The sequence below is a fragment of the Nocardia elegans NBRC 108235 genome, from assembly GCF_001612845.1.
Classification (GTDB): domain Bacteria; phylum Actinomycetota; class Actinomycetes; order Mycobacteriales; family Mycobacteriaceae; genus Nocardia; species Nocardia nova.
Genome location: NZ_BDBF01000016.1, coordinates 1 through 21,005, shown reverse-complemented (window position 1 = coordinate 21,005; position 21,005 = coordinate 1). Strand labels below are relative to the sequence as shown.

Below are 21,005 nucleotides of genomic sequence, written 5' to 3'. Positions count from 1 at the left end.
CGACAGTTCGAAGGGACCACGACCCATGGGTCTGGACGGTCGACAGGAAGACAACGACGTACTGGAACTCGAGTTGATTCGCGAGGTGGTGCTCGCGCGGCGGCGGCAGGACAGCGTCGTGCTCGCCGCTCTCACCCTCGGTGCGGAATTGCTCGATCACCCCGATGCGCACGCGACGGCGACGCGCGCTGCGCAGATTCTGCACGAGCACGAGGTCGACGAGGCCGAGGTGGCGCGCGATCCGCGTGCCGCTCTGCGTGCGGATATGGCCCGCGATCGGCGGCGAGTGCGGCGCATCGGCGCCGGCTGCGGCCCGGGGGAGGCCGATCCCGGCGGGGAACGCCGCCGGCAGCAGACCGCGTTGCTGTGCGAGGTGCGCGCCGATCTGCTGGAGGTGGTCCGGCGCTGCCGGCGGTTCCGGTTCGATCGCCTCGCCTTCGCCGACGGCATCGATCGAGGGCTGGCCGCGGCCACCGGCAAATTGGAGGGCGCCGCCGATCGCGACACCTATCTGGCGTGGCGGCGCGGCATCGTGCTCAAACTCAGCGAGATCCCGGATCCGGCCGGCCCGCCGCGGGCGATGGCGACCGTGGACGCGGGGCCCGGCCGGGGGCCGCTGACGGTGGAATGGGACAGCTGTGAGCGTCGGCTCGCGCTGGTGGCACGGATGAAACGGGCCGGTATCCCGCCGCTGGAGATCTGCGATCGGCTCCTCGTCGATCTGTCGATGTCCTCGCCGCTGCGCTATTCCATTCGGTGAGCCACCACCGTAGACCAAGCAAATGCTTGGTTGTATTATGGCCGAGTGACCGCATCCGAGGCCTCCAAATCCGCACGCCGCAACGAGTTGCTCGGCCTGGCCGCCGGCCTGTTCGCCGAGCGCGGCCTGCGTGCGACCACGGTCCGCGATATCGCCGATGCGGCGGGGATTCTATCCGGCAGTCTCTACCACCACTTCGACTCGAAAGAGGCGATGGTGGACGAGATCCTGCGCGGCTTCCTCGACGATCTGTTCGGCCGCTACCGTGAGATCGTCGCCTCCAACCTGTCGCCGCGCGCCACGCTCGAGGCGCTGGTCATCGCCTCCTGTGAATCGTTCGACCGCTGGCATTCGGCCGTCGCGATCTATCAGGCCGAGGCCAAAAGGCTCAGTGACACACCGCGTTTCGAGTACATCGCGGAATACAACCGGGAATTCCGGGAGCTGTGGCGCAATGTGCTCACCGAGGGCGTGCGCGACGGCAGCTTCCGCCCCGAACTCGATGTCGAGCTCGCCTTCCGCTTCCTGCGCGACACCGTCTGGGTGGCGGTGCGCTGGTATCAGCCCGGCGGCCGCATCACCGCGGACACCCTCGCCAAGCAGTACCTGACCATCGTGCTCGATGGGCTCACCAACCCCGAGAACCGTTCCGGCGCAGTCCATTCCGGAGCATCGCAGTCCGGCGCCGAATCCGGCACATCCGAATAGGAGCGTTACATGTCCACACCGTCTGATCGCCGCCGGTACGCGCCGGTGCGCGAGGCCTACGTCATCGATGCCGTGCGGACGCCGATCGGTAAGCGCGGCGGTGCGCTGGCCGGTGTGCATCCCGCCGACCTCGGTGCGGCGGCACTGCAGGGGTTGCTGGGCCGCAACGCCATCGATCCCGGCAACGTCGACGATGTGATCTTCGGCTGTGTCGACGCCATCGGCCCGCAGGCCGGCAACATCGCCCGGACGGCCTGGCTGGCGGCCGGATATCCGGAGGAGGTCCCCGGTACCACGGTGGACCGTCAGTGCGGATCCAGCCAGCAGGCGATCAATTTCGGCGCGCAGGCCATCATGAGCGGCACCGCCGAGGTGATCGTCGCCGGTGGCGTGCAGAACATGAGCGCGATCCCGATCTCGGCCGCCATGCTGGCCGGTAAGGAATACGGTTTCGACTCGCCGTTCGTCGGCGCCAAGGGCTGGGACCACCGCTACGGCACCGGTGAGGTCTCGCAGTTCAACGGCGCGCAGCTGATCGCCGAGAAGTGGGATATCAGCCGGGAAGATATGGAGCGCTGGGCACTTCGCAGCCACGAACGCGCCCGCAAGGCCATCGCCGAGGGCTCCTTCGATCGCGAGATCGTGCCGGTCGGCGATTTCTGGATCGACGAGGGCCCGCGCGAGACGAGCCTGGAGAAGATGGCCGGACTCGAGGCGCTCAGCGAGGGCAGCCGCCTGACCGCCGCGGTCGCCAGCCAGATCTCCGACGGCGCCAGCGCCACCCTGCTGGCCTCCGACTGGGCCGTCGCCGAATACGGCTTGAAGCCGCGCGCCCGCATCCACCACGTCAGCGCCCGCGGCGCCGACCCGATCTACATGCTCACCGCGCCGATCCCGGCGACCAAGTGGGCGCTGGAGCAGACCGGGCTGACCATCGACGACATCGATGTCGTCGAGATCAACGAGGCGTTCGCCTCCGTGGTGCTGGCCTGGCTGAAGGAGACCGGCGCGAACCCCGACAAGGTGAACGTGCACGGCGGCGCGATCGCGCTGGGACATCCGCTCGGCGCCACCGGCGCGAAGCTGTTCGCCACCCTGCTCAACGAGCTCGAGCGGGTGAACGGCCGCTACGGCCTGCTCACCATCTGCGAGGGCGGCGGCACGGCCAACGTCACCATCATCGAGCGAATCTCCTGAGCCGCTTCGCCTTTCGTCCGGCGAATCCGGTCCGGTGAACACGGAAGAGGCCCCGCATACCGCGGGGCCTCTTCTCATCGAGTCCGGTGGGCTCAGATCACCGGGTCCAGCGAATTGCCCGGCGCGATGGCGCCGCAGTTCGCCGGCGCCGGCCGGCCCGCGAACCGGTCGTCGAGCCAGAGCAGGGCCTCCGGCAGCCACGCGATGGTCGACGGGGTGTGGCTGAGCAGGTCGTACTGCCGATACAGAATCGCGGAGTTCCCGGTGTCGCAGTACTGCCGGGCCAGGCTGCGCACGTCGCCCGCGACCATCACGCCGTCACCGGGGCCGGACACCGGCTTACCGTTGTCGGTCCCTTCCAGCACGCCGTTGGCGCCCTGCCCGATGAGCATCGGAATCGTCGGCGTCGGCGCCAGTCCGAGGTCGACCTTGCGCACCGCCGCGACGAACGGCGCCACGCTATTGGGATCGGCGTACTCCGGCTTCACCATCTGGGCCCAGGTCAGGCCCGGGTATTGGAACAGCACATTGGCGATGGACGCGTACTGCATCTTGTTCAGGATCTCGGCGCCGTACGGACTCATATAGGGCGAGAAGTCGATGTCGTAGGAGCGGCCGATGCCGATCACCGCCATCGCCGCCACCCCGGCCCAGCCGAAACTGCCGTCGATATAGCGCAGGTTGCGCGCCGGATTGACCAGGACGCCACCTTCGGCCGCCCCGACCAGCTGCCGGTCGACATCCGGGGCGTAGACCGGTGCCAGGGCCGCGGCCCAGTTGGTGGCGATCGCGCCGCCGGAATATCCGAACAGCGCGACGCGGGTCTGCTCGTTCAGGCCGACCTGCGCCGAGTGGGTGGCCGCCCGGATCGAGTCCAGGGTGTTCATCCCGTACTCGGGGCCCGCGGCGAAATCGGCCGCCTGGCCCTCGGTGTCGGCGACGATGATCGTGTAGCCCTGCGCCAGCAGCGGCGCGACCAGCTCACCCTCCACATTGTTCACCGCGCCGCCGAAGGACACAGTGCCCGCGACCGATCGCGACGGCCCGTCCTCGGGATTGAGCGAGTCGTAGAAAGACTGGTAGGCAACGGCTTTCGTCGGATCGACGCCGGTCGGCGGCAGGAGTACGGAGGTGACGTTCACGGCCGGACGCTGCCGGGCATCGGTCGTGCGGTACTGCAGCTGCACCGCCGTGACGGGCGTCGGGATGCCCGCGAAGTGGTACGGCATCGTGCGCGTCTGCAATACGGTTCCCGGTGCGATCGAGGACAGCGGCGCCGCGCCCGTGTACTCGTAGAACGAATCGGATGCCGCGTGCGCACTCGGTGCGAGACCGGTCGCTGAGCCGACGAGCAATGACATGGCCGCGACGGCGGTCGCGATCTGAAGGACTGCGCGTCCTCGTTTCACCAGAGTCCCCTTCTACCCGAACCGGACACCTTCGTCCGGTTACTCGTTGGTAGTGTGAACCCAATCACCCTCGCACGTCAATATGACGGAAATCAACTGCTCGGTTTCGGAAATCGGCCGCTGTCAATGGGTCTGCGCGTGCCGCTGCATCTACGGCTCAGCTATAGATGAGCGCCTTCCGGACGAAAATCGCTGCACGGCAACGAATTATGTTCGACATGGCCGATTCTCCCGCGCCGCTGCGAGGGTGTCGTACGAACGGAATGAAGTGAAACCGCACAGTATCGGATAGTCGTCGCCAGGTGAGCGGAAGAAGTGTGTGAATAGCCTTGCGCTATCGCATCTCAGCCGAGTTCGTACGCCCCGCGTCGTACGTGTCGTTCCATCTCGCCTGGTCTGGAACCTGCCTCCCCGTCGCGAGCGGGCCGAAGCTGACATCCGGCTATTGACACCGAAAGTGCTGTCGGACACACTTGCGGCACGAAGTTGACATGACTGTCACGTCACAAACTGTTCAGGAGGCAACGGTGCCCGAAGTTCCCGATATGCGCGCTCTGGGCCGGAAGGTCAGCAATTGGGGTCGGTGGGGGACCGACGACGAGCGCGGAACCACGAATCTGATCACGCCGGAGCGGGTGGTGGCCGCGGCGGCGCTGATTCGCACCGGTGAGACCTTCAAACTCGGCATTCCGCTCGACGGTGACGGCCCGCAGCCCGGCGGCGCGCGCATCAATCCGATCCGGTTGATGTCGGAGAACGGCCAGGAACAGGTGCTTCCCGGCGGTTTCAAATGGGCCGACGACTTCGTCTTCATGCCGTTGCAGGCCGGTTCCCAATACGACTCGCTGGCGCATGTGCACTACGACGACGAGCTGTACAACGGACACCCCGGCTCCGGAGTGACGGTCAAGGGCGCCGACAAATGCGGTATCCACACCCAGTCCGGTGGCATCGCCGGGCGCGGCGTGCTGCTGGACGTGGCTCGCCATCGGGGCGTGGACTGGCTCGAAGCCGGAACCGCGATCGGTCCCGACGAACTCGACGCCGTCGCGGCCGCCCAGGGCGTGGAGGTGGGCGCCGGCGACATCCTGTTGATCCGCACGGGCTGGCGCAGGAAATTTCTCACCGACGGTGATCCGCAGGGCTTCATGGCCGGTGAGCCGGGCCTGAGCCTGGCGTGTGCGACCTGGCTGCGCGACAAGGACGTCGCCGTCGTCGGCTCCGACAACTGGGCGGTCGAGGTGATGCCCGGCGAACATCCGGGGACCGCGTTCGAACTGCATATGGTGCTCATCCGCGATATGGGCCTGACCCTCGCGGAAATGCTCGACTTCGAGGATCTGGCGCAGGCCTGCGCGGGCGACGGACGCTGGGACTTCTTCTACGCCGGCCCACCCCTGCAATTCACTCGCGGGGTCGGCTCGCCGATCAACCCGCTCGCGATCCGGTGAGAAGGGTGCAGCTGCCATGTTTGTGGAATCGGCGAGGAGTTCGGACAGATGCTGATCGGTGACATCGTCGAATACGGGGCGCGCAAACACCCCGACCGGATCGCGGTGCGCTTCGAGCAGGAGGCGATCGATTACCGGCGGTTGCGCGACGGTTGCCGCCGCCTCGCGAACGCCCTGCTCGGCGTCGCGGAGCCGGGTGACCGGGTGGCGATTCTGTCGGCGAACTGCCCGCAGTATCTGGAGTGCTACTACGGCGTTCCGATGGCGGGAATGGCATTGACGATCCTCAACTTCCGGTTGCACGAGGACCAGATCGCCGGCCTGATCGAGCATTCCGGCGCCCGGGTGCTGATCGTCGCGGAGGAGTTCGCCGATCTCGTGGACCGCATCCGCGACCGGATCCCGTCGGTCACCACTGTGGTGTCGATCGGCGCCGCACCGGGAACCATCGGATGGGACGAGTTCGCCGGTACGGCCTCGGCCGCCGCGCCCGCCTACCGTCCCGATCCCGACGATGTGGCGTGGCTGGTCTACACCAGCGGGACGACCGGGGCGCCGAAGGGCGTCATGGTCTCGCATCGCAATCTCCTTGCGGGCGTGACCTCTTCGGCGCTGCAATGGACCGTCACGGAGGAGACGGTTTTCCTGTTCTGCTTCCCGCTGTGCCATGTCGGCGGCTATGTGGTGCTGGTCAATCATTTGATCGGCGCCACCGTGGGCATCCTGCGCGCCTACGACAACGCGACCTTCCTGCGGCTGGTCGACGAATGGCAGGTGACCCAGACCGGGCTGGCGCCGACGATGATCAATTTCCTGCTGCAGGATCCCGCGTTGGAGCGGCATTCGCCGAAGACGCTGCAGGCGATCGGATACGGGTCCTCCGCCATCCCGTCCGCGGTGCTGCGCGCGGGACTGGAGCGATTCGGATGCGATTTCTATCAGGGCATGGGGATGACCGAACTCGCCGGAAACGTCCTGCATCTGGACGAGGAGGCGCACCGGCGGGCGGCGCGCGGGGAAACCCACCTGCTCGCCTCGGCGGGTAAACCCATGCGGTTGGCGGATATTCGCATCATCGACGAGGATTTCGCCGATGTCGCGCGGGGCGAGATCGGCGAGATGGTGGTGCGCGCGGACCAGGTGACCATCGGCTACTGGAACGATCCGCGGGCGACCGCGGAGTCGTTCACCGACGGCTGGTTCCGCACCGGCGATATGGTCCGCCAGGACGAGGAGGGCTTCGTCTACATCGTCGACCGGAAGAAGGATCTGATCATCAGCGGCGGTGAGAACGTCGCCTCGCTGACGGTCGAACAGGCGCTGTACCGGAATCCACAGGTCGCCGAGGCCGCCGCCATCGGCGTCCGCGACGACACCTGGGGCGAGGTGGTGTGCGCGGTGGTCGTGCTGCGCGACAACGCGACCGCCACGGCCGAGGACATCATCGCCGGCTGCCGCGAACACCTGGGCGGATTCCAGGTTCCGCGGCGGGTGGAGTTCGTGGACGCACTTCCGAAGAACGTCACCGGCAAGATCCTCAAACGCGATCTGCGCGAACAGTTCTCCTGAACCACTCCGTGACCCGGCGGTCCGGTGGTGACGATGATCGTCGCCACCGGACCGTCGTTTCGTTCCCCGACGGCGCTGGACGCACCCGGTCGCCACCCGCGAGGATGACGCGATGGCCCCCCGACGGATAGACGACATCCGGCGCCCGGAAGACGAGAACCGGCCGGGAGCTACCGAACAGCGGTAACTCCCGGCCGATGCCGTCGTTGTGCGATTACCCGAGGTGGCGTGGATTCGCGACCCGCAGTCGCGCGAGAACCGCGGCCGAGATCGCCGCGCGCACGGCATCGTCGGTGTACGACATCGCGCCGGAGCGCAGCCGCGCGGCCAGCTCCGCTTCGGACTCGCAGCTCAGCGCCGCCAGCCGGCTGTGCACTTCGGCGGTGGCGGCGGGGCCGGCGGCCAGCTCGCGTGCGGCGATACCGAGCAGGTTGGCACACACCCGCAGCAGATAGCGCGAGCGCGACTGCTCGGGCGGGAGCGCGGGCCCGATCTCTGCGGCCAGCGTGTCGGCGACCAGCTCGAGTATTTCGGTCGAATGCGGCCGATCGTGCACGGTTGCAGGCATGTCCGAGGGCGAGGGAACCGAAACGCCCTCGTCGAGCAGGCCCAGGACGGCGAGTAGATCGTATTCCGATTCGCAGACCCGGCGCCCGATCGCGGCGAGCTCGAGTGAGCGTTCGTCTCCGCCGAGATGCCGCTGCGCCTGAAAGCGACTGAGTACCAGCCACTTCAGAGTGCCGAAGACTTCCCACCAGTGCAGCTCCGCCGCGGTGGGCCGGTAGCCCGCGGACCGTTCGTAACCGTCCAGAAGTTGCTCTCGACTCCCCAGCCCACCTACCGGAGCCGCGGCGCCGAAGCGCCAGGCCCGCACACACAACCAGCCCAGATCCTCGATCGGATTGCCGAGATGGGCCAGCTCCCAGTCCAGTACCGCGCGCACGCCGTCCGGCTCGATCAGGAAGTTGCCCAGCCGGAAGTCGCCGTGTACCAGTGCCTTCGGGCGATCTGCGGGCCGGTGCTCACGCAGCCAGCGCAGTCCGGCCTCGACCGCCGGCCGCGGATCGTCCAGGTCGCGATAGATCTGTTCGATGCCGGCGAGCGGATCGTGATCGTCGAGGATGTCCAGGGTGTCCAGTGGGGTCCGGTGAATCAGCCCGAGGACGTAGCCGAGATCGCCGGCGAGGCGCTCCCGCACCGCGGCGAAGGCCGGATCCCGTTGCAGTTTCCGCGGAATCGACTCCCCAGCGACCCGCTCCATCAGCAGATAGGGGGCGTCGATGCCGGGCGCGGTAGCACCGTCCGCGAGGACGGCGGGCACGGGCACCCCGGCCGCACCGGCTGCTCGCAGACAGACCGCCTCCGCGTGCATGCGCGCGGGATCGCCGTGGCCGGGTGGGTCCCGCCGCAGCACGGCCCGCACCGCGGTGCCGGTCCCGTCGCGGGCCTCGATCGCATACACCTGCCGGCTCGCGCCCCCGGTGAACTGCCGCAACACGACATCGGTGAGCTCGGTTTCCAGAGTGGCGGCCAGTACCGAGCGAACGCCGTCCGCGAGCGTAACCGGCTCGGCAGCAGCCGATTCCGTGCTCACAGCCACGGCGCCGCCTCGGGGGAGCGCAGCAACCGGCGCGCGGTCGACATGCGATGCACCTCGTCGGGGCCGTCGTAGACGCGGGCGTAGCGGGCCTGCCGGTACATCCGTTCCAACGGGGTGTCGGCGGTCAGCCCGAGGGCCCCGTGTACCTGGATGGCGCGATCGATCACGTTGTGCAGCATCCGCGCACCCCAGAACTTGATCAAGCCGACCCGCACCCGGTAGTCCTCACCGGCATCCATGGCGCGGGCGGCGTCGAGCGTCATCAGCCGGGCGGCGTGGATCTCGGCGGCGGATTCGGCGATGTACCGGTGGATTTCGCCCTTCTCGGCAAGCAACGATCCGTGTACGTATCGGGTATTCGCCCGCTCACACATCAATTCGTAGGCGCGTTGCGCCTGCCCGAGCCAGCGCATGCAGTGGAAGATCCGCCCCGGTCCGAGCCGGTCCTGCGCGACGATGAAACCCTCACCTCGCTCGCCGAGCAGATTGGCCGCCGGGACCCGCGCATCGGTGAGCCGCACCTCGTAGTGATCGCTCGGATCGTGGCCCATGGTCGGGATGGAGCGGACGATCTCGAAGCCGGGGGTGTCGGTCGGCACGATGATCGCGCTGATCCGCGAGTGCCGGGGAACCGATTCGGGTTCGGTGCGGGCGAAGACCGTGCAGTACGCCGCCTGGGCGGCGCCGGTGGTGAACCACTTGTGCCCGTTGATGATCCAGGTGTCGCCGTCGAGTTCGGCCTCGGTGGCGATCAGGGTGGGATCGGATCCGGCGACCTCGGGTTCGGTCAGGCCCACCGACGGCAGGATGTCGCCGGACACCATGGGCGGAATCCAGCGCGCCCGCTGTTCCTCGGTGCCGTGCCGGTACAGCATGAGCGTGTCCTGCATGGACACCGAACCGACGGCCAGCATGCCGAATTCGGAGCGGCCGATGATTTCGTTCAAATAGACGAAGTCGAGGAACGGCACCCCGCCGCCACCGAGTTCGGCCGGATGGCCCAGCGCCCACAACCCGAGTTCCTTCGCTCGCTCCTTCAGGCGGGCGAGGGTGGCGTGTGCGGTGTCGTCCTCGCGGGCCAGCACCGGCTCCGCGGGAACGATCTCGGTATCGATGAATGTGCGCATCCGCGCGGACAATTCGGCGATCTCGCCGTCGGGGCGGTTGACCGACATCACCGGTAACCTCCGTTCGTAGCCGAGACCTCGCGCAGCGGCTGCGTCGCCGCCGAGTCGACATATTCGTCGATCCTGGTGATGCGCCCGTCCTCGACGCGGACGAACAGGCTCGCGGGGACCTCCAGATCGCCGTGGCCGGGTAGATGGCCACGCACGACATGCTGCTGCGCGAAGCCGTCGGTCAGCACATGGCGCCGAATATCCTCGTACCGCAAGTTTTCCACCGTGCGCGAGAGCCAGCGCAGCACCCGCAGATTCTCGGTGACGGTCTCCTCGGCGTTCTTGTCGTTGTGCCAGATCCGGGCGTCGGGCGCGTACAGCGCGGTCAGGGCCGCGGTATCGCCCGCGCTGACCGCGGCGAAGAAGCGGTCGGCAAGTTCATCCATGCGAAGGACCTCCGGGTCGTTCTCGTGCGGCTCACTGTGATGCCGCATTGCTGGGCCGCAGGCGGCCGCCCGCGGTGAGCAGATTGCTGTCGACGGATTTGCCGAGCAGGCGCGAGATCAGCCGGGAGGCGTCGAGCGCGCGGTCGATATCGATGCCGGTCTCGATGCCGCCGTCGTCGAACAGATAGGCCAATTCCTCGGTTGCGATATTGCCGCTCGCTCCTGGGGCGAACGGGCATCCGCCGAGACCGCCTGCGGCGGAATCGAATCGGCGGACGCCGTGCTCGTAGGCGGCCCAGGCATTGGCGAGTCCCTGCCCGCGCGTGTTGTGCAGATGTATGCCGAGTTCGGTATCGGGCGCCGCCGCACGTACTCGGTCGATCACATCCGCGGTGCGGACCGGCGAGGCGGTGCCGACGGTATCGGCGACGGCGAGCGAATCGGCGCCGGAAGCCACGGCCCGCGCGGCGATCTCGGCCACCCGCTCCGGCGGGGTGCGGCCGTCGAACGGGCAGTCGAAGGCGATCGCGACGATAACCTCGAGTTGCCCGCCGACCGCATGAACCTGTTCGGCGATGGGGTCGATGAGAGCGATCGATTCGGCACTGTCGCGTCCCACGTTCGCCCGGCTGTGCCCGTCGGACGCCGACACGACGTACTCCAGCCGATGCACACCGGCGGTGAGTGCGCGCCGCACCCCACCGAGCCCCGCGACCAGGGCGGAGAATTCCACGCCGGGCCACCGGTCCAGTTGTGCGGCAACGGCTTCGGCGTCGGCGAGGGCGGGTATCGCGCGCGGCGAGACGAACGAGGTGACCTCGATCCGGCGCACACCGGTGGCGACGAGGGCATCGATGAAGGCGAGTTTGGCCTCGGTGGGAATCGGTTCCTCGATCTGCAGACCGTCGCGCGGCCCCACCTCGCGAATGTCGACGGCGGTCATCCGATCGTGCCTTCGCCGCGCAGATTCGCCAGCCGGTCGGCGTCGTATCCGAGCAGCTCACCCAGTACTTCGTCGGTATGCGTGCCCGGCCGGCTCGGACCACCCCAGCGCACTCCACCGGCGGTGGCGCTGAGTCGCGGCACCACACCGACACCCTTGACCGGGACGGGATCGTATCCGGCGTCGTCGCTGCCGACGGACGGATCGACGTGGTCGACGAAGATGCCGCGCGCGGTGAACTGTGGATCCGCCATCACCTCGGCGACGGTGTTCACCGGGCCGGCGACCACGCCGTGGCGGTTCAGCAGATCGATCAGATCGGCGGCGGTGAAATCTCCGGCCCAGGCCGCGATCGTCTCGTCGAGCTCGTCCTGCCGCTCACCGCGCGCCGAATGGGTGGAATACCTTGGGTCGGAAGCGAGTTCGGGCCGGCCCATCGCGGTGACCAGCCGCCCGAAGACGGTGTCCTGATTGGCCGCGATGATCACCCACAGCCCGTCCTTGGCCTTGTAGAGATTCGACGGCGCCACCCGGTCCAGCCGGGTGCCCGACGGCTGGCGCACATGTCCGGTCTTGTGGAAATCCGGAACCGTGGACTCCTGGATCGCCAGCGACGCCTCGGTCAGCGCCGCGTCCACCACCTGCCCGCGCCCGGTCCGCTCCCGCACCAGCAGTGCGGCGAGGACGCCCTGGAAGGCGAACAGTCCGGCCAGACTGTCGCCCAGCGACAACGCCATCCGCGGCGGCGCCTGCCCCGGGAATCCGTTGAGGTGGCGCAGCCCGCTGATGCCTTCGGCCACCGAGGCGTACCCCGCTCGGGACGCGTACGGCCCGGTCTGCCCGTAACCGGAGACCCTTGCCAGCACCAGCCCCGGATTCAGTTCGCCGAGCACGTCGTAGCCGAGACCCCAGCGCTCCAGCGTGCCGGGCCGGAAACTCTCGACCACGACATCGGCCGTGCGCGCCAATTCCAGGAAGATGTCGCGTCCCGCCGGGACACGCAGATCGAGGCTCACGCACCGCTTGTTGCGGGCGTGCACGGTCCAGAAGTACTGGTGGCCGCCCCCGGCCGCCTGACCCCAATCGCGAAGGGGGTCGGGACGATCCGGCGCTTCGATCTTGATGACGTCGGCCCCCATATCGCCGAGCAGGCGCCCACAGTACGGCCCCGCGATCAGTGTCCCCAGCTCGAGCACGCGGAAGCCGTCGAGCGGTCCGGCCGCCGGGTGCGCAGTATCGGTCTCGCCGTCGCCCGCGTCGGGATGCGCGGTGTGCGGTGGGTCCGTTCTCATTCTGCCTCCTGTCGTGTGCGGGACACCCGCACCCGCGAAAATGCCGTTATCTGTCGTCCGGATCGAGACCCAGGGCGCTGACCGACATCTGGTCGAGGGTGTTCAGCAGCGCGTCCTCGTCGGCGTCCTCGCCCTGGATCAGCCACAGGTAGAGGGTGTGGTCGACCATCGCGGACATGGCCCGCGCGGCCAGTTCCGGATCCAGCGTCGCGCGGACCAGACCCTCGCGCTGCCAGCGGGCGATCGACTGCGCGGTGCGCTCGATGAGTTGACGCCGATGTTCGTGGCGCAGCCGCCGGAAATCCTCGTTGAAGGTCGCGACCTGTTCGACGATCGCCATCATCCGGGCATTGCGCCGGTAGGCCGCGTAATAGGACCGATTGGCGGCGATGAGCCGGGCGGCCGGCGAGAGTCCCGCGGGCATGGGTTCGCGACGGTGCATATCGTCGAACAACCGCGTGCTCAACTCGCCGAACACGTGTTCCTTGGACTCGAAATAGCGGTAGAAGGTGCCGTAGGAGACGCCTGCCTCCTCGCTGATCTGTTCCACTCGGGTATCGAGGAATCCGACGGTCTCGAATACCTTGCGCGCCGCGTCCAGCAATGCGTCGCGTGTCTTGCGGCCCCGGGGCGTCAGGTTGTCGACGGGGGCGGGCGCGCTATTGACAGATGACTTCGGCACGGATCAAACTATTCACGAACATGACATGACTGTCAAGTCAGTTCAGCCGGGAGAATCCCAGCTCACAGTAAAGGTGCGGACCCGTCACGGAGGTCGAATCGGCACCACAGTGGAAGGACTGCAATGAGCGCCGCCAACCCGAAATACGAACTACGCGGAATCAACCATCTCGCCCTGGTGTGTTCCGATATGCGTCGGACGATCGAGTTCTACTCCGGCACCCTGGGCATGCCGCTGATCAAAACCATCGAGTTGCCGCACAACCTCGGTCAGCACTTCTTCTTCGACTGCGGCGGCGGCAACACCATCGCCTTCTTCTGGCTCGCCGATGCGCCCGATGCCACCCCCGGACTGGCCGCGCCCAAAGGACTTCCGGACGAGGGGGAGTTGGTGAGCGGCGTGGGGTCGATGAACCATGTGGCGTTCGCCGTGCCGCCGGAACTGTTCGACGACTACTACCAGCGGGTGCAGGCCGAGGGCATCAAGGTCAGCCGGGTCCTCAATCACGACGACAGCCCCGCGGGAGTCTCCCGCGATGTGCACCCCGGAACCTTCGTGCGGTCGTTCTATTTCCAGGACCCGGACGGCGTACTGCTCGAATTCGCCTGCTGGACCAGAACTTTCACCGAGGCCGATGTCTCGCACGAGCCGAAGACCGCCGCCGACCGCCGCGCCGCCGCCGAACTCTGACCCCGATCCACCCTCCGCGAAACCGCACTACCGAGAGGTTCGAAACATGCCCCGCCTGCGTGAAGTCCCGCGCGCCGAAGTCACCGACGAGCGGATCCTGTTCTATTACGACCGGCTGTTCGGACCCGACCGCGATCCGGCCGTCGACCACGGCACCGTCCACGCCACCCCCGGCGACTGGTGGACCGTCTTCGCGCAGTCACCGGAGGTGTTCCGGCACGCGGTCCGGGGATTCGCCGTCTACCGCAACTCCCGCCTGGATCCGTTGCTGCGCGAACTGGGACAGTGCCGGGCCGGATACGCGCGCGGCAGTCAGTTCGTGTTCTCCCAGCACTGCAAGCAGATGCGGTCGCTGGGTGCGCCCGAGGAGAAGATCGCGGCCATCCCGTCCTGGCAGATCAGCGACTGTTTCTCCCAACTCGAGCGCGCGATTCTGGCCTACACCGACTGCCTGGTCCACGATGGCGGCCGGGTGCCGGACGAGGTGTTCGCGGTCCTGCGAGCCAACCTCGGCGATCCGGAGATTCTGGAACTGACCTACATCACCGCGCTGTACGACATGCACGCCACGATGTGCCGCGCCCTGCGGCTGGAATTCGACGATCGTCCGGAACCCGTTGCGGAGGTGCGGATTCCGGAAGGTGTCGAGGTGCGCGATTTGTCGGCCGACCTGTCGGGGGAGTAGCGCGAACCGGAAAGGCCGCCCCGCCGGCAGCTTGGATTCCAGGGGCGGGGCGGCCTTTCCTTGCGGCCGAACGTCTTCGGTTACGCCGACGGGCCGGGGGTCGCCTCGGCGCCGTCACGGAGCGCGGCGATCGTGTCGATCCGCGCGATTGCTTCCTCGATGATGCGGTCGATCAGCTCGGCCACCGTGGGCAGGTCGTCGATGATGCCGGCGACCTGGCCCGACGCCAGCACACCCGCGTGCGTATTGCCTTCCACCAGACCGGCTTTCAGCAGCATGGGAGTGTTGGCGGCCATGATCACCTGGGACCAGGTGAGGTCCTTCTGCTTGCGCATGGCAAGGCCGTCCTTGATCATGGTCGACCATTTCATGCCGGTCATACCCTTGAACTTGACGGCGTTCGAGACCGCGGCGACGAGGCCGCGATAGCTGCCCGAATGTTCCAGCTTGTCGACCAGCTCGGTGTTGAGCACGCGGTGCGGCATACCGTCGACCTTCAGCGAGACGACCGTGTCCTGCAGACCGCGCGAAAGGTACTGCTGTTTCACCGAATCCGGCACACTCGAGTCCTGGGTGAGGAGGAACCGGGTACCCATCGCGACGCCCGCCGCGCCGTAGGCCAGGGCGGCGGCCAGACCGCGGCCGTCGAAGAATCCGCCGCCGGCCACGACCGGAATATCGACCGCGTCCAGTACCGAGGGCAACAGCAGCGTGGTAGCCACCGAACCGGTGTGTCCGCCGCCCTCACCGCCCTGCACGATCACCGCGTCCGCGCCCCATGAGGCGACCTTGACCGCATGCTTGGCCGCGCCGATGGACGGCATGACCACGACACCGTTGTCCTTCAGGCGCGCGATCAGTTCCTTCTTGGGAGCCAGCGCGAACGAGGCGACCTTCACGCCCTCGCGGATCATCAACTCGATCCGGTCGGGCGCGTCGGACAGGTCGGCGCGGATGTTCACACCGAAGGGCTTGTCGGTCTTGGCCTTCGTCTTGGCGATCGCGACCTCGAGTTCCTCGAGCGTCATCGTCGCCGAGGCCAGGATGCCCAGGCCGCCGGCGTTGGCGGTCGCGGCGACCAGACCCGGTCCGGCCACCCAGCCCATCCCGGTCTGCACGATCGGATGCTCGATGCCGACCAGCTCGGTCAGCGGAGTCCTCAGCCGGCCGCTCACGAGGCCACTTCCTTTTCCCGGATTCCCTTGGGATCCAGCACCGTCCGAATGATCCGCAGTTCTTCCTCGGTGGGCGTGCGGGTCACCTCGGCGCTGTCCAGTCCGGCCACCTCGAACGCGGTGTTCTCGGCGACCTCGTCGGCGGTGACCCCCGGATGCAGCGACAGCGCCCGCAGGGTGTGGCCGGGACCGCCGAAGTCGAACACGCCCAGATTGCTGATCACCCGATGCAGGTGGTGGAACCGGTACGCCGGATTCTCGGGATCGATCTTGTCGTAACCGATTCCGCACACGATATCGACGGTCTCACAGAACACGCGCTTGCTGTGCTTGGGCACGAAGTAGCTGGTCGCGTGGTTGATGGTGTTACCCGGTGCGCCGCGCACACCGAACATCTGCCGGCTCGGCCGCTGCAGCGCGCCGAAGGCGGACAGATTCTGGTTGCCGTAGCGGTCGATCTGGTTGGCGCCCATGACGACATGGCGCCGCCCGGAAGCCACGACGTCGAACACCTTGCCGAACGGAATCCAGCCCTCGGTGGGAGCCTTGGCGCCCAGCGCGGGGGTTTCGGCGAGCAGCAGGGCTTCACCGTCGGAGATCAGCAGATCCGGTTCGAAGGTCAACCGCGCCAGCCGGGCCCCGATGGTGGGGGTCGGCGACATCGGGCTGGCCATGATCTCGCCTGCGCCGCGGAAGATCTCGGCGCAGGCGACCGCGCACACCTCGGCGCGGGTCACAGTGGTGGTGTCGCTCATCGGCGCTCCTCGGATCGGACGGGGGCCTGGTCGAAACGCACACTCATCACGCCCGGGCGGGTGAACACCACGCGCATCCGGGTGCGATTCGAGTGCTGGTCGCGGTGTGCGGAAGTGGTTGTCTGCTCGCTCATTTCGCCTGCTCCGCCGCGAATTCGGCGACCGCGCAACGGTACTCGTCCTCGGTCACGTCCAGATAGCGGGCCTTGAAGGCGGCCCAGGTCTCGGGGTCCTTGGCCGCCTCGACGTAGTGGCGCTGGAACTTCTCGTCGCGGCCGTAGCTGCCGGAGAAGGTGAAGTGCGCGCCGTCCGGCGCCTCCACGACGCCGTCGACCATCATGCGGTTGAGGATGATCGCCTGGTTCGGAACGGCTTTCACCAGTTCCTCGGTCTCGACCAGCCGATCCACCGACAGGAACCGCCGCTCGGCGGCCAAGCAGTAGAGATCGTCCATGTACGGGTCGACGCCGGTGTAGGCGGCGTTGCCGTGCTTGTCGCCGATGTCGAGGTGGACGAACGCGGCGTCCAGGGTCAGCGCCGGCATCGCGACCAGGGTTTCGGTACGGCCGTCGGCATCCGGATACGGCGACTGCACCGTCCGCAGTTCACCGTCCCAGAACGTCAGCACGTCCGATCCCAGCCCGGCGCGGGTGGGCAGGAACGGCAGCCGGGCCGCGGCCGCCTGCAGGCCGGATTTGACCATGCCCTCGTCCATTTCGCGGGAAACGAGCTCACCGCCGGTGCGCGCCTTGGCGAACCAGGGATCGTAGAACGGCGCCGAGTCCAGGGACACGAATCCGTAGTAGGCCTTGCGCACCTTGCCCGCCGAACACAGCAGACCGAGATCCGGCCCGCCGTAGGTCACCACGGTCAGGTCGGTGACGTCCGAGCGCAGCAGCGCCCGCACGAACGCCATCGGCTTACGTCGCGAACCCCAGCCGCCGAGGCCGATGGTCATCCCGCTGCGCAGCTGGGAGACCGCCTCCTCCAACGACATCCGCTTGTCGCGCATGCTCATCGCACCTCCTGTGTCTTGCGGGACACCCGCATCCGGTCGGCCCGATGCGCGGGCTGCGCATTGTGGCTCATCGTGCCTCCTTCTTGGCCGCCAGATCCTCGTCGAACCGCGCCCGGATCTCATCGGCCACACCGGCGAGATTCAGCTCGAAGGTGAAGCCCTGTTCGAAGCGGTAGCTGCGGTGCACATCCTGCAGATCGATGCCGTTGAGCGCGCGCTTGGCGGCCCGGATGACCCGGCTGTCCTTGGCGGCGATGTTCTTCGCGACTTCCAGTGCGGCGGAATCGAGTTCGGCCCGCGGCACCACCTTGTGCACCGAACCGAAGTGGTGCAGCTGCTGCGCGGTGACGGTGGAAGCGGTGTAGAACAGCGTGCGCATCATGTGCTGGGGGACCAGCCGGGCCAGGTGGGTGGCCGCACCCAGTGCGCCGCGCTCGACCTCGGGCAGCCCGAAGGTGGCGTCGTCGGAGGCGACGATGACATCGGCATTGCCCACCAGGCCGATGCCGCCGCCGAGGCAGAAGCCGTTCACCGCGGCGATCACCGGCACCGGGCACTCGTAGACCGCGCCGAAGGCTTCGTAGCAGCCGTGGTTGGCGTCGATGAGCGTCTGATGGCCCGGGTTGCGCTGGATCTCCTTGATGTCGACCCCGGCGTTGAATCCGCGGCCCTCGGCGCGGAGCACGACGACCTTGGTCTCCGGGTCGCGCCCGGCCTCGCGAATCGCATCGGCCACGCCGAACCAGCCCGCGGTGGGCAGTGCGTTGACCGGCGGATAGTCGATCGTGACGACCTCGATACCCGAGGTCTCGGTGTGACGGTTGATCCCCATCGCATGTCCATTCGTTGGCAAAACAAGCAAGTGCTTGGTAGGTTAGCACGGTGGCAATCGAAGTGGACCTGTCCGGATCGGTAGTTCTCGTGACGGGCGGGGTCAGGGGCGTAGGCGCCGGCATCAGCCGGGTATATCTGGACGCCGGCGCGACGGTCGTGGTGTGCGCCCGCCGCCCCGGTGAGGCGGCGATCGAGAGCTCCGGCCGTACCGCCGAATTCCTGCCGTGCGATGTGCGCGACGGCGAGGCGGTGACCGGGCTGATCGAGACGATCGTGCAGCGCCACGGCCGGATCGACCATGTCGTGAACAATGCCGGTGGGGCGCCGTTCGCCCCCGCCGCCACCGCCTCCCGCAATTTCCATGCCAAGATCGTGGAGCTCAATCTGCTTGCCCCCCTGCTGGTTTCGCAGGCGGCCAATGCCGTGATGCAGCAGCAGCCCCAGGGCGGCTCGATCGTGATGATCTCGAGCGTCAGCGGCCATCGTCCCTCGCCCGGGACCGCCGCCTACGGCGCGGCCAAGGCCGGTCTGGACAGTCTGGTGTCCTCGCTGGCGATCGAGTGGGCGCCGAAGGTGCGGGTCAATTCGGTGATCGTCGGGATGGTCGGCACCGAATCCAGCCATCTGCACTACGGCGACGATGCCGGGATCGCGGCCGTGGAGGCGACCGTGCCGCTGGGGCGGCTGGCGACACCCGAGGACATCGGCCGGGTCGCGGTCTTCCTGTCCTCCCCGCTGGCCGGCTACGTCAACGGCGGATCGCTCATCGTGCACGGGGGCGGGGAACGTCCCGCCTTCCTGGACGCGGCGACCGTCAATGACGCGCAACCGGCCGCGCGATAACAGCCGCCACCCTGACGACCGGGCCCCCGCTTCGCGACGAAAACCCTTACCGCACCGAGGAAATGAGAGCAGCAGATATGACCGACAACTCCGAGCGGATCTGTGCAGGACGCACCGTGATCGTCACCGGCGCCGGCCGTGGAATCGGCCGGGCCCACGCGTTGGCCTTCGCCGCGGCGGGTGCCAACGTGGTGGTCAACGACCTGGGCGCGGAACTGGACGGCGCCCCCAGCGCCGATTCGCCCGCCGCGCAGGTGGTCGAGGAGATCGTGCAGGCCGGTGGCCGGGCCGTCGTCAACGGTGACGACGTCGCGGACTGGGCCGGTGCGAAGCGGCTGATCGGCCAGGCTGTGGAGACCTTCGGTGGCCTCGATGTGGTGGTGAACAACGCCGGTATCGTGCGCGACCGGATGCTGGTCAACCTGGCCGAGGACGAGTGGGATGCCGTGATCCGCGTCCATCTCAAGGGCCACTTCGCGACCATGCGTCATGCCATCGAGTACTGGCGCGCGGAATCCAAGGCCGGTCGCGTCCGCGACGCCCGCATCGTCAACACGAGCTCGGGTGCCGGTCTGCAGGGCAGCGTCGGACAGGGCAACTACGCGGCGGCGAAGGCCGGTATCGCGGCGCTGACCATCACTGCCGCAGCGGAATTCGGGCGCTACGGGGTCACCGTCAACGCCATCGCGCCGTCCGCGCGCACCCGCATGACCGAAACCGTCTTCGCCGATATGATGGCCCGCCCGGACGACGGCTTCGACGCGATGGCGCCGGAAAACGTATCGCCCCTGGTGGTCTGGCTGGGCAGCCCGGATTCGGCCGGTGTCACCGGGCGCATGTTCGAGGTCGAGGGCGGCAAGGTGGCATTGGCCGACGGCTGGCGCCACGGTGTCGCCGAGGACCGCGGTGCACGGTGGCAGCCGTCCGAATTGGGACCGGTGGTGCGTGAGTTGATCGCCAAGGCAACCGATCCCGAGCCGGTCTACGGAGCCTGAGCACCGCAATCCTCACAGCAACGATCCGCGCCGGTCAGATCGCGTCCCGCCGCCTCCTTCCCGCGGCCGCGATCCGCCGGCGCCGGTCTGTGAATTACCTTGTGCCCGTGCCGATGACGTCGTCTTTTCGGTTCGCCGATGGTGAGTGGTCGGGGTCACCGCGGCGGCCGATTCCGCTTTCCGCGCCGCGACGGGTGATCGGCCTCACATGATCTCGCTGCACGAGCAAACTGTCGGCAGTTAAGATGGGCCCGCATTCGTTCGGTCCCGGAGGTTTGTAGCGACCGGGGAGAAATCTGCGCTGAGAAGTTGAGGGAAGGCAAGCGCATGACCATGGGTCGCATCGCGCGCGTTGTTGCGGTAGCCGGATTGATCGGCAGTTGCGGGGTCCTCGGCCCCCTGGTGGCCAACGCTCAACCAGCCACCCCTGCTACCGCCCCGCACCCCTCGCCGACAGCCCCGCACAGCTCCCCCTCCGGCAGTCCGAGCGCCGTCCAGCCCGGGATTGCCGCAGCTCGGCCGAGTGCCACAGCGTCATCGCCCGATGATCCGGCGGGCCGGGTCACCCCGGTGTCGCAGCCCGCGGCCGGGCCCGGCGTGGTGGCACAGCAGGGGCCGTCCGGTTCGGCGGGGCCCACTCCTTCCGACGACGGTCAGTACGACGGCCATCTGATCATCCCCGGACGCTCGACCACGTCGTCGACGCCGGCGCCGTCGCAGGTTTCCGCACCACCGCCGCCCATCACGCCGACTCCGGTTGCCGGTGAAGGCTTTGCGGGCCTGGCGAGCATCCTGGGCACCGGCTCGGCCGCGGTCGGATCGGCGGCCGCGGGTT

General features: G+C 67.8%; 21 protein-coding genes and 1 pseudogene. 10 read left to right on the top strand and 12 right to left on the bottom strand.

The window, feature by feature from the left end:
* The first annotated feature begins 25 nt into the window (after window positions 1-25).
* The 3 genes from NE2_RS13240 to NE2_RS13230 are packed head-to-tail and all read left to right on the top strand — an operon-like array spanning window position 26 to window position 2,665.
* Window positions 26-760: a hypothetical protein gene (locus tag NE2_RS13240; RefSeq protein WP_063026210.1), complete on the top strand. Its 735-nt coding sequence runs from the start codon at window positions 26-28 to the stop codon at window positions 758-760.
* Window positions 761-805: 45 nt separating this feature from the next.
* The gene (locus tag NE2_RS13235; protein ID WP_063010039.1) at window positions 806-1,468 is read left to right on the top strand and encodes a TetR/AcrR family transcriptional regulator; all 663 of its coding nucleotides are present in this window, start codon (window positions 806-808) and stop codon (window positions 1,466-1,468) included.
* Window positions 1,469-1,513: 45 nt separating this feature from the next.
* Window positions 1,514-2,665: an acetyl-CoA C-acetyltransferase gene (locus NE2_RS13230; RefSeq protein WP_063026284.1), complete on the top strand. Its 1,152-nt coding sequence runs from the start codon at window positions 1,514-1,516 to the stop codon at window positions 2,663-2,665.
* A gap of 92 nt (window positions 2,666-2,757) precedes the next feature.
* On the opposite strand, the gene NE2_RS13225 is transcribed toward NE2_RS13230, so the two are convergent.
* A complete protein-coding gene (locus NE2_RS13225) occupies window positions 2,758-4,074 on the bottom strand; it encodes a lipase family protein (protein WP_307617710.1) in 1,317 nt (438 codons plus the stop codon).
* A 545-nt stretch (window positions 4,075-4,619) separates the two neighbouring features.
* On the opposite strand from NE2_RS13225, the gene NE2_RS13220 reads away from it, so the two are divergent.
* Entirely contained in the window at window positions 4,620-5,525 is a 906-nt protein-coding gene (locus NE2_RS13220; protein WP_063026208.1) for a cyclase family protein, read from the top strand.
* Window positions 5,526-5,573: 48 nt separating this feature from the next.
* Window positions 5,574-7,094 (top strand): long-chain-fatty-acid--CoA ligase, encoded by a 1,521-nt coding sequence (locus NE2_RS13215; protein WP_063026207.1) that lies wholly within the window; start codon window positions 5,574-5,576, stop codon window positions 7,092-7,094.
* Between the two features lie 214 nt (window positions 7,095-7,308).
* On the opposite strand, the gene NE2_RS13210 is transcribed toward NE2_RS13215, so the two are convergent.
* The 6 genes from NE2_RS13210 to NE2_RS13185 are packed head-to-tail and all read right to left on the bottom strand — an operon-like array spanning window position 7,309 to window position 13,175.
* Complete coding sequence (locus tag NE2_RS13210) at window positions 7,309-8,694, bottom strand: phosphotransferase family protein (protein ID WP_233429770.1); 1,386 nt, start codon at window positions 8,692-8,694, stop codon at window positions 7,309-7,311.
* Window positions 8,685-9,869: an acyl-CoA dehydrogenase family protein gene (locus NE2_RS13205; RefSeq protein WP_174553938.1), complete on the bottom strand. Its 1,185-nt coding sequence runs from the start codon at window positions 9,867-9,869 to the stop codon at window positions 8,685-8,687. The genes NE2_RS13210 and NE2_RS13205 overlap by 10 nt, the downstream gene beginning before the upstream one ends.
* The gene (locus NE2_RS13200) at window positions 9,869-10,258 is read right to left on the bottom strand and encodes a nuclear transport factor 2 family protein (RefSeq protein WP_030518675.1); all 390 of its coding nucleotides are present in this window, start codon (window positions 10,256-10,258) and stop codon (window positions 9,869-9,871) included. Before NE2_RS13200 ends, NE2_RS13205 begins: the two co-directional genes overlap by 1 nt.
* 31 nt (window positions 10,259-10,289) lie before the next feature.
* Window positions 10,290-11,201, bottom strand: a complete 912-nt coding sequence (locus tag NE2_RS13195; RefSeq protein WP_063026205.1) for a hydroxymethylglutaryl-CoA lyase — start codon at window positions 11,199-11,201, stop codon at window positions 10,290-10,292.
* A complete protein-coding gene (locus tag NE2_RS13190; protein WP_084494011.1) occupies window positions 11,198-12,493 on the bottom strand; it encodes a CaiB/BaiF CoA transferase family protein in 1,296 nt (431 codons plus the stop codon). Before NE2_RS13190 ends, NE2_RS13195 begins: the two co-directional genes overlap by 4 nt.
* A 46-nt stretch (window positions 12,494-12,539) precedes the next feature.
* The gene (locus NE2_RS13185) at window positions 12,540-13,175 is read right to left on the bottom strand and encodes a TetR/AcrR family transcriptional regulator (RefSeq protein ID WP_063026204.1); all 636 of its coding nucleotides are present in this window, start codon (window positions 13,173-13,175) and stop codon (window positions 12,540-12,542) included.
* Between the two features lie 123 nt (window positions 13,176-13,298).
* Between NE2_RS13185 and NE2_RS13180 the strand changes: the two genes are divergently transcribed.
* On the top strand, window positions 13,299-13,865 hold the full coding sequence (locus NE2_RS13180) for a VOC family protein (RefSeq protein WP_063010029.1): 567 nt from the start codon (window positions 13,299-13,301) through the stop codon (window positions 13,863-13,865).
* A gap of 46 nt (window positions 13,866-13,911) precedes the next feature.
* Window positions 13,912-14,550: a carboxymuconolactone decarboxylase family protein gene (locus tag NE2_RS13175; protein ID WP_063026203.1), complete on the top strand. Its 639-nt coding sequence runs from the start codon at window positions 13,912-13,914 to the stop codon at window positions 14,548-14,550.
* Between the two features lie 80 nt (window positions 14,551-14,630).
* Here the strand turns inward: NE2_RS13175 and NE2_RS13170 are convergent, their stop codons facing one another.
* The 5 genes from NE2_RS13170 to NE2_RS13155 form a co-directional block, all read right to left on the bottom strand.
* The gene (locus tag NE2_RS13170; protein WP_063026202.1) at window positions 14,631-15,725 is read right to left on the bottom strand and encodes an NAD(P)H-dependent flavin oxidoreductase; all 1,095 of its coding nucleotides are present in this window, start codon (window positions 15,723-15,725) and stop codon (window positions 14,631-14,633) included.
* Complete coding sequence (locus tag NE2_RS13165; protein WP_063026201.1) at window positions 15,722-16,480, bottom strand: CoA-transferase subunit beta; 759 nt, start codon at window positions 16,478-16,480, stop codon at window positions 15,722-15,724. The genes NE2_RS13170 and NE2_RS13165 overlap by 4 nt, the downstream gene beginning before the upstream one ends.
* Window positions 16,477-16,614, bottom strand: coding sequence for a hypothetical protein (locus tag NE2_RS35670; protein ID WP_157110936.1), 138 nt, complete (start codon window positions 16,612-16,614; stop codon window positions 16,477-16,479). The genes NE2_RS13165 and NE2_RS35670 overlap by 4 nt, the downstream gene beginning before the upstream one ends.
* Complete coding sequence (locus tag NE2_RS13160; RefSeq protein WP_084494026.1) at window positions 16,611-17,492, bottom strand: CoA transferase subunit A; 882 nt, start codon at window positions 17,490-17,492, stop codon at window positions 16,611-16,613. The genes NE2_RS35670 and NE2_RS13160 overlap by 4 nt, the downstream gene beginning before the upstream one ends.
* Before the next feature lie 73 nt (window positions 17,493-17,565).
* A complete protein-coding gene (locus NE2_RS13155; RefSeq protein WP_063026199.1) occupies window positions 17,566-18,330 on the bottom strand; it encodes an enoyl-CoA hydratase family protein in 765 nt (254 codons plus the stop codon).
* Window positions 18,331-18,380: 50 nt separating this feature from the next.
* On the opposite strand from NE2_RS13155, the gene NE2_RS13150 reads away from it, so the two are divergent.
* From NE2_RS13150 to NE2_RS13140, 3 genes and pseudogenes are all read left to right on the top strand, one after another.
* Window positions 18,381-19,175: an SDR family oxidoreductase gene (locus tag NE2_RS13150; protein WP_369801631.1), complete on the top strand. Its 795-nt coding sequence runs from the start codon at window positions 18,381-18,383 to the stop codon at window positions 19,173-19,175.
* Window positions 19,176-19,252: 77 nt separating this feature from the next.
* Window positions 19,253-20,170, top strand: coding sequence for an SDR family oxidoreductase (locus NE2_RS13145; protein WP_063026198.1), 918 nt, complete (start codon window positions 19,253-19,255; stop codon window positions 20,168-20,170).
* 570 nt (window positions 20,171-20,740) lie between these two features.
* Window positions 20,741-21,005 (top strand): annotated as a pseudogene (locus NE2_RS13140) (hypothetical protein); the annotation flags it as partial.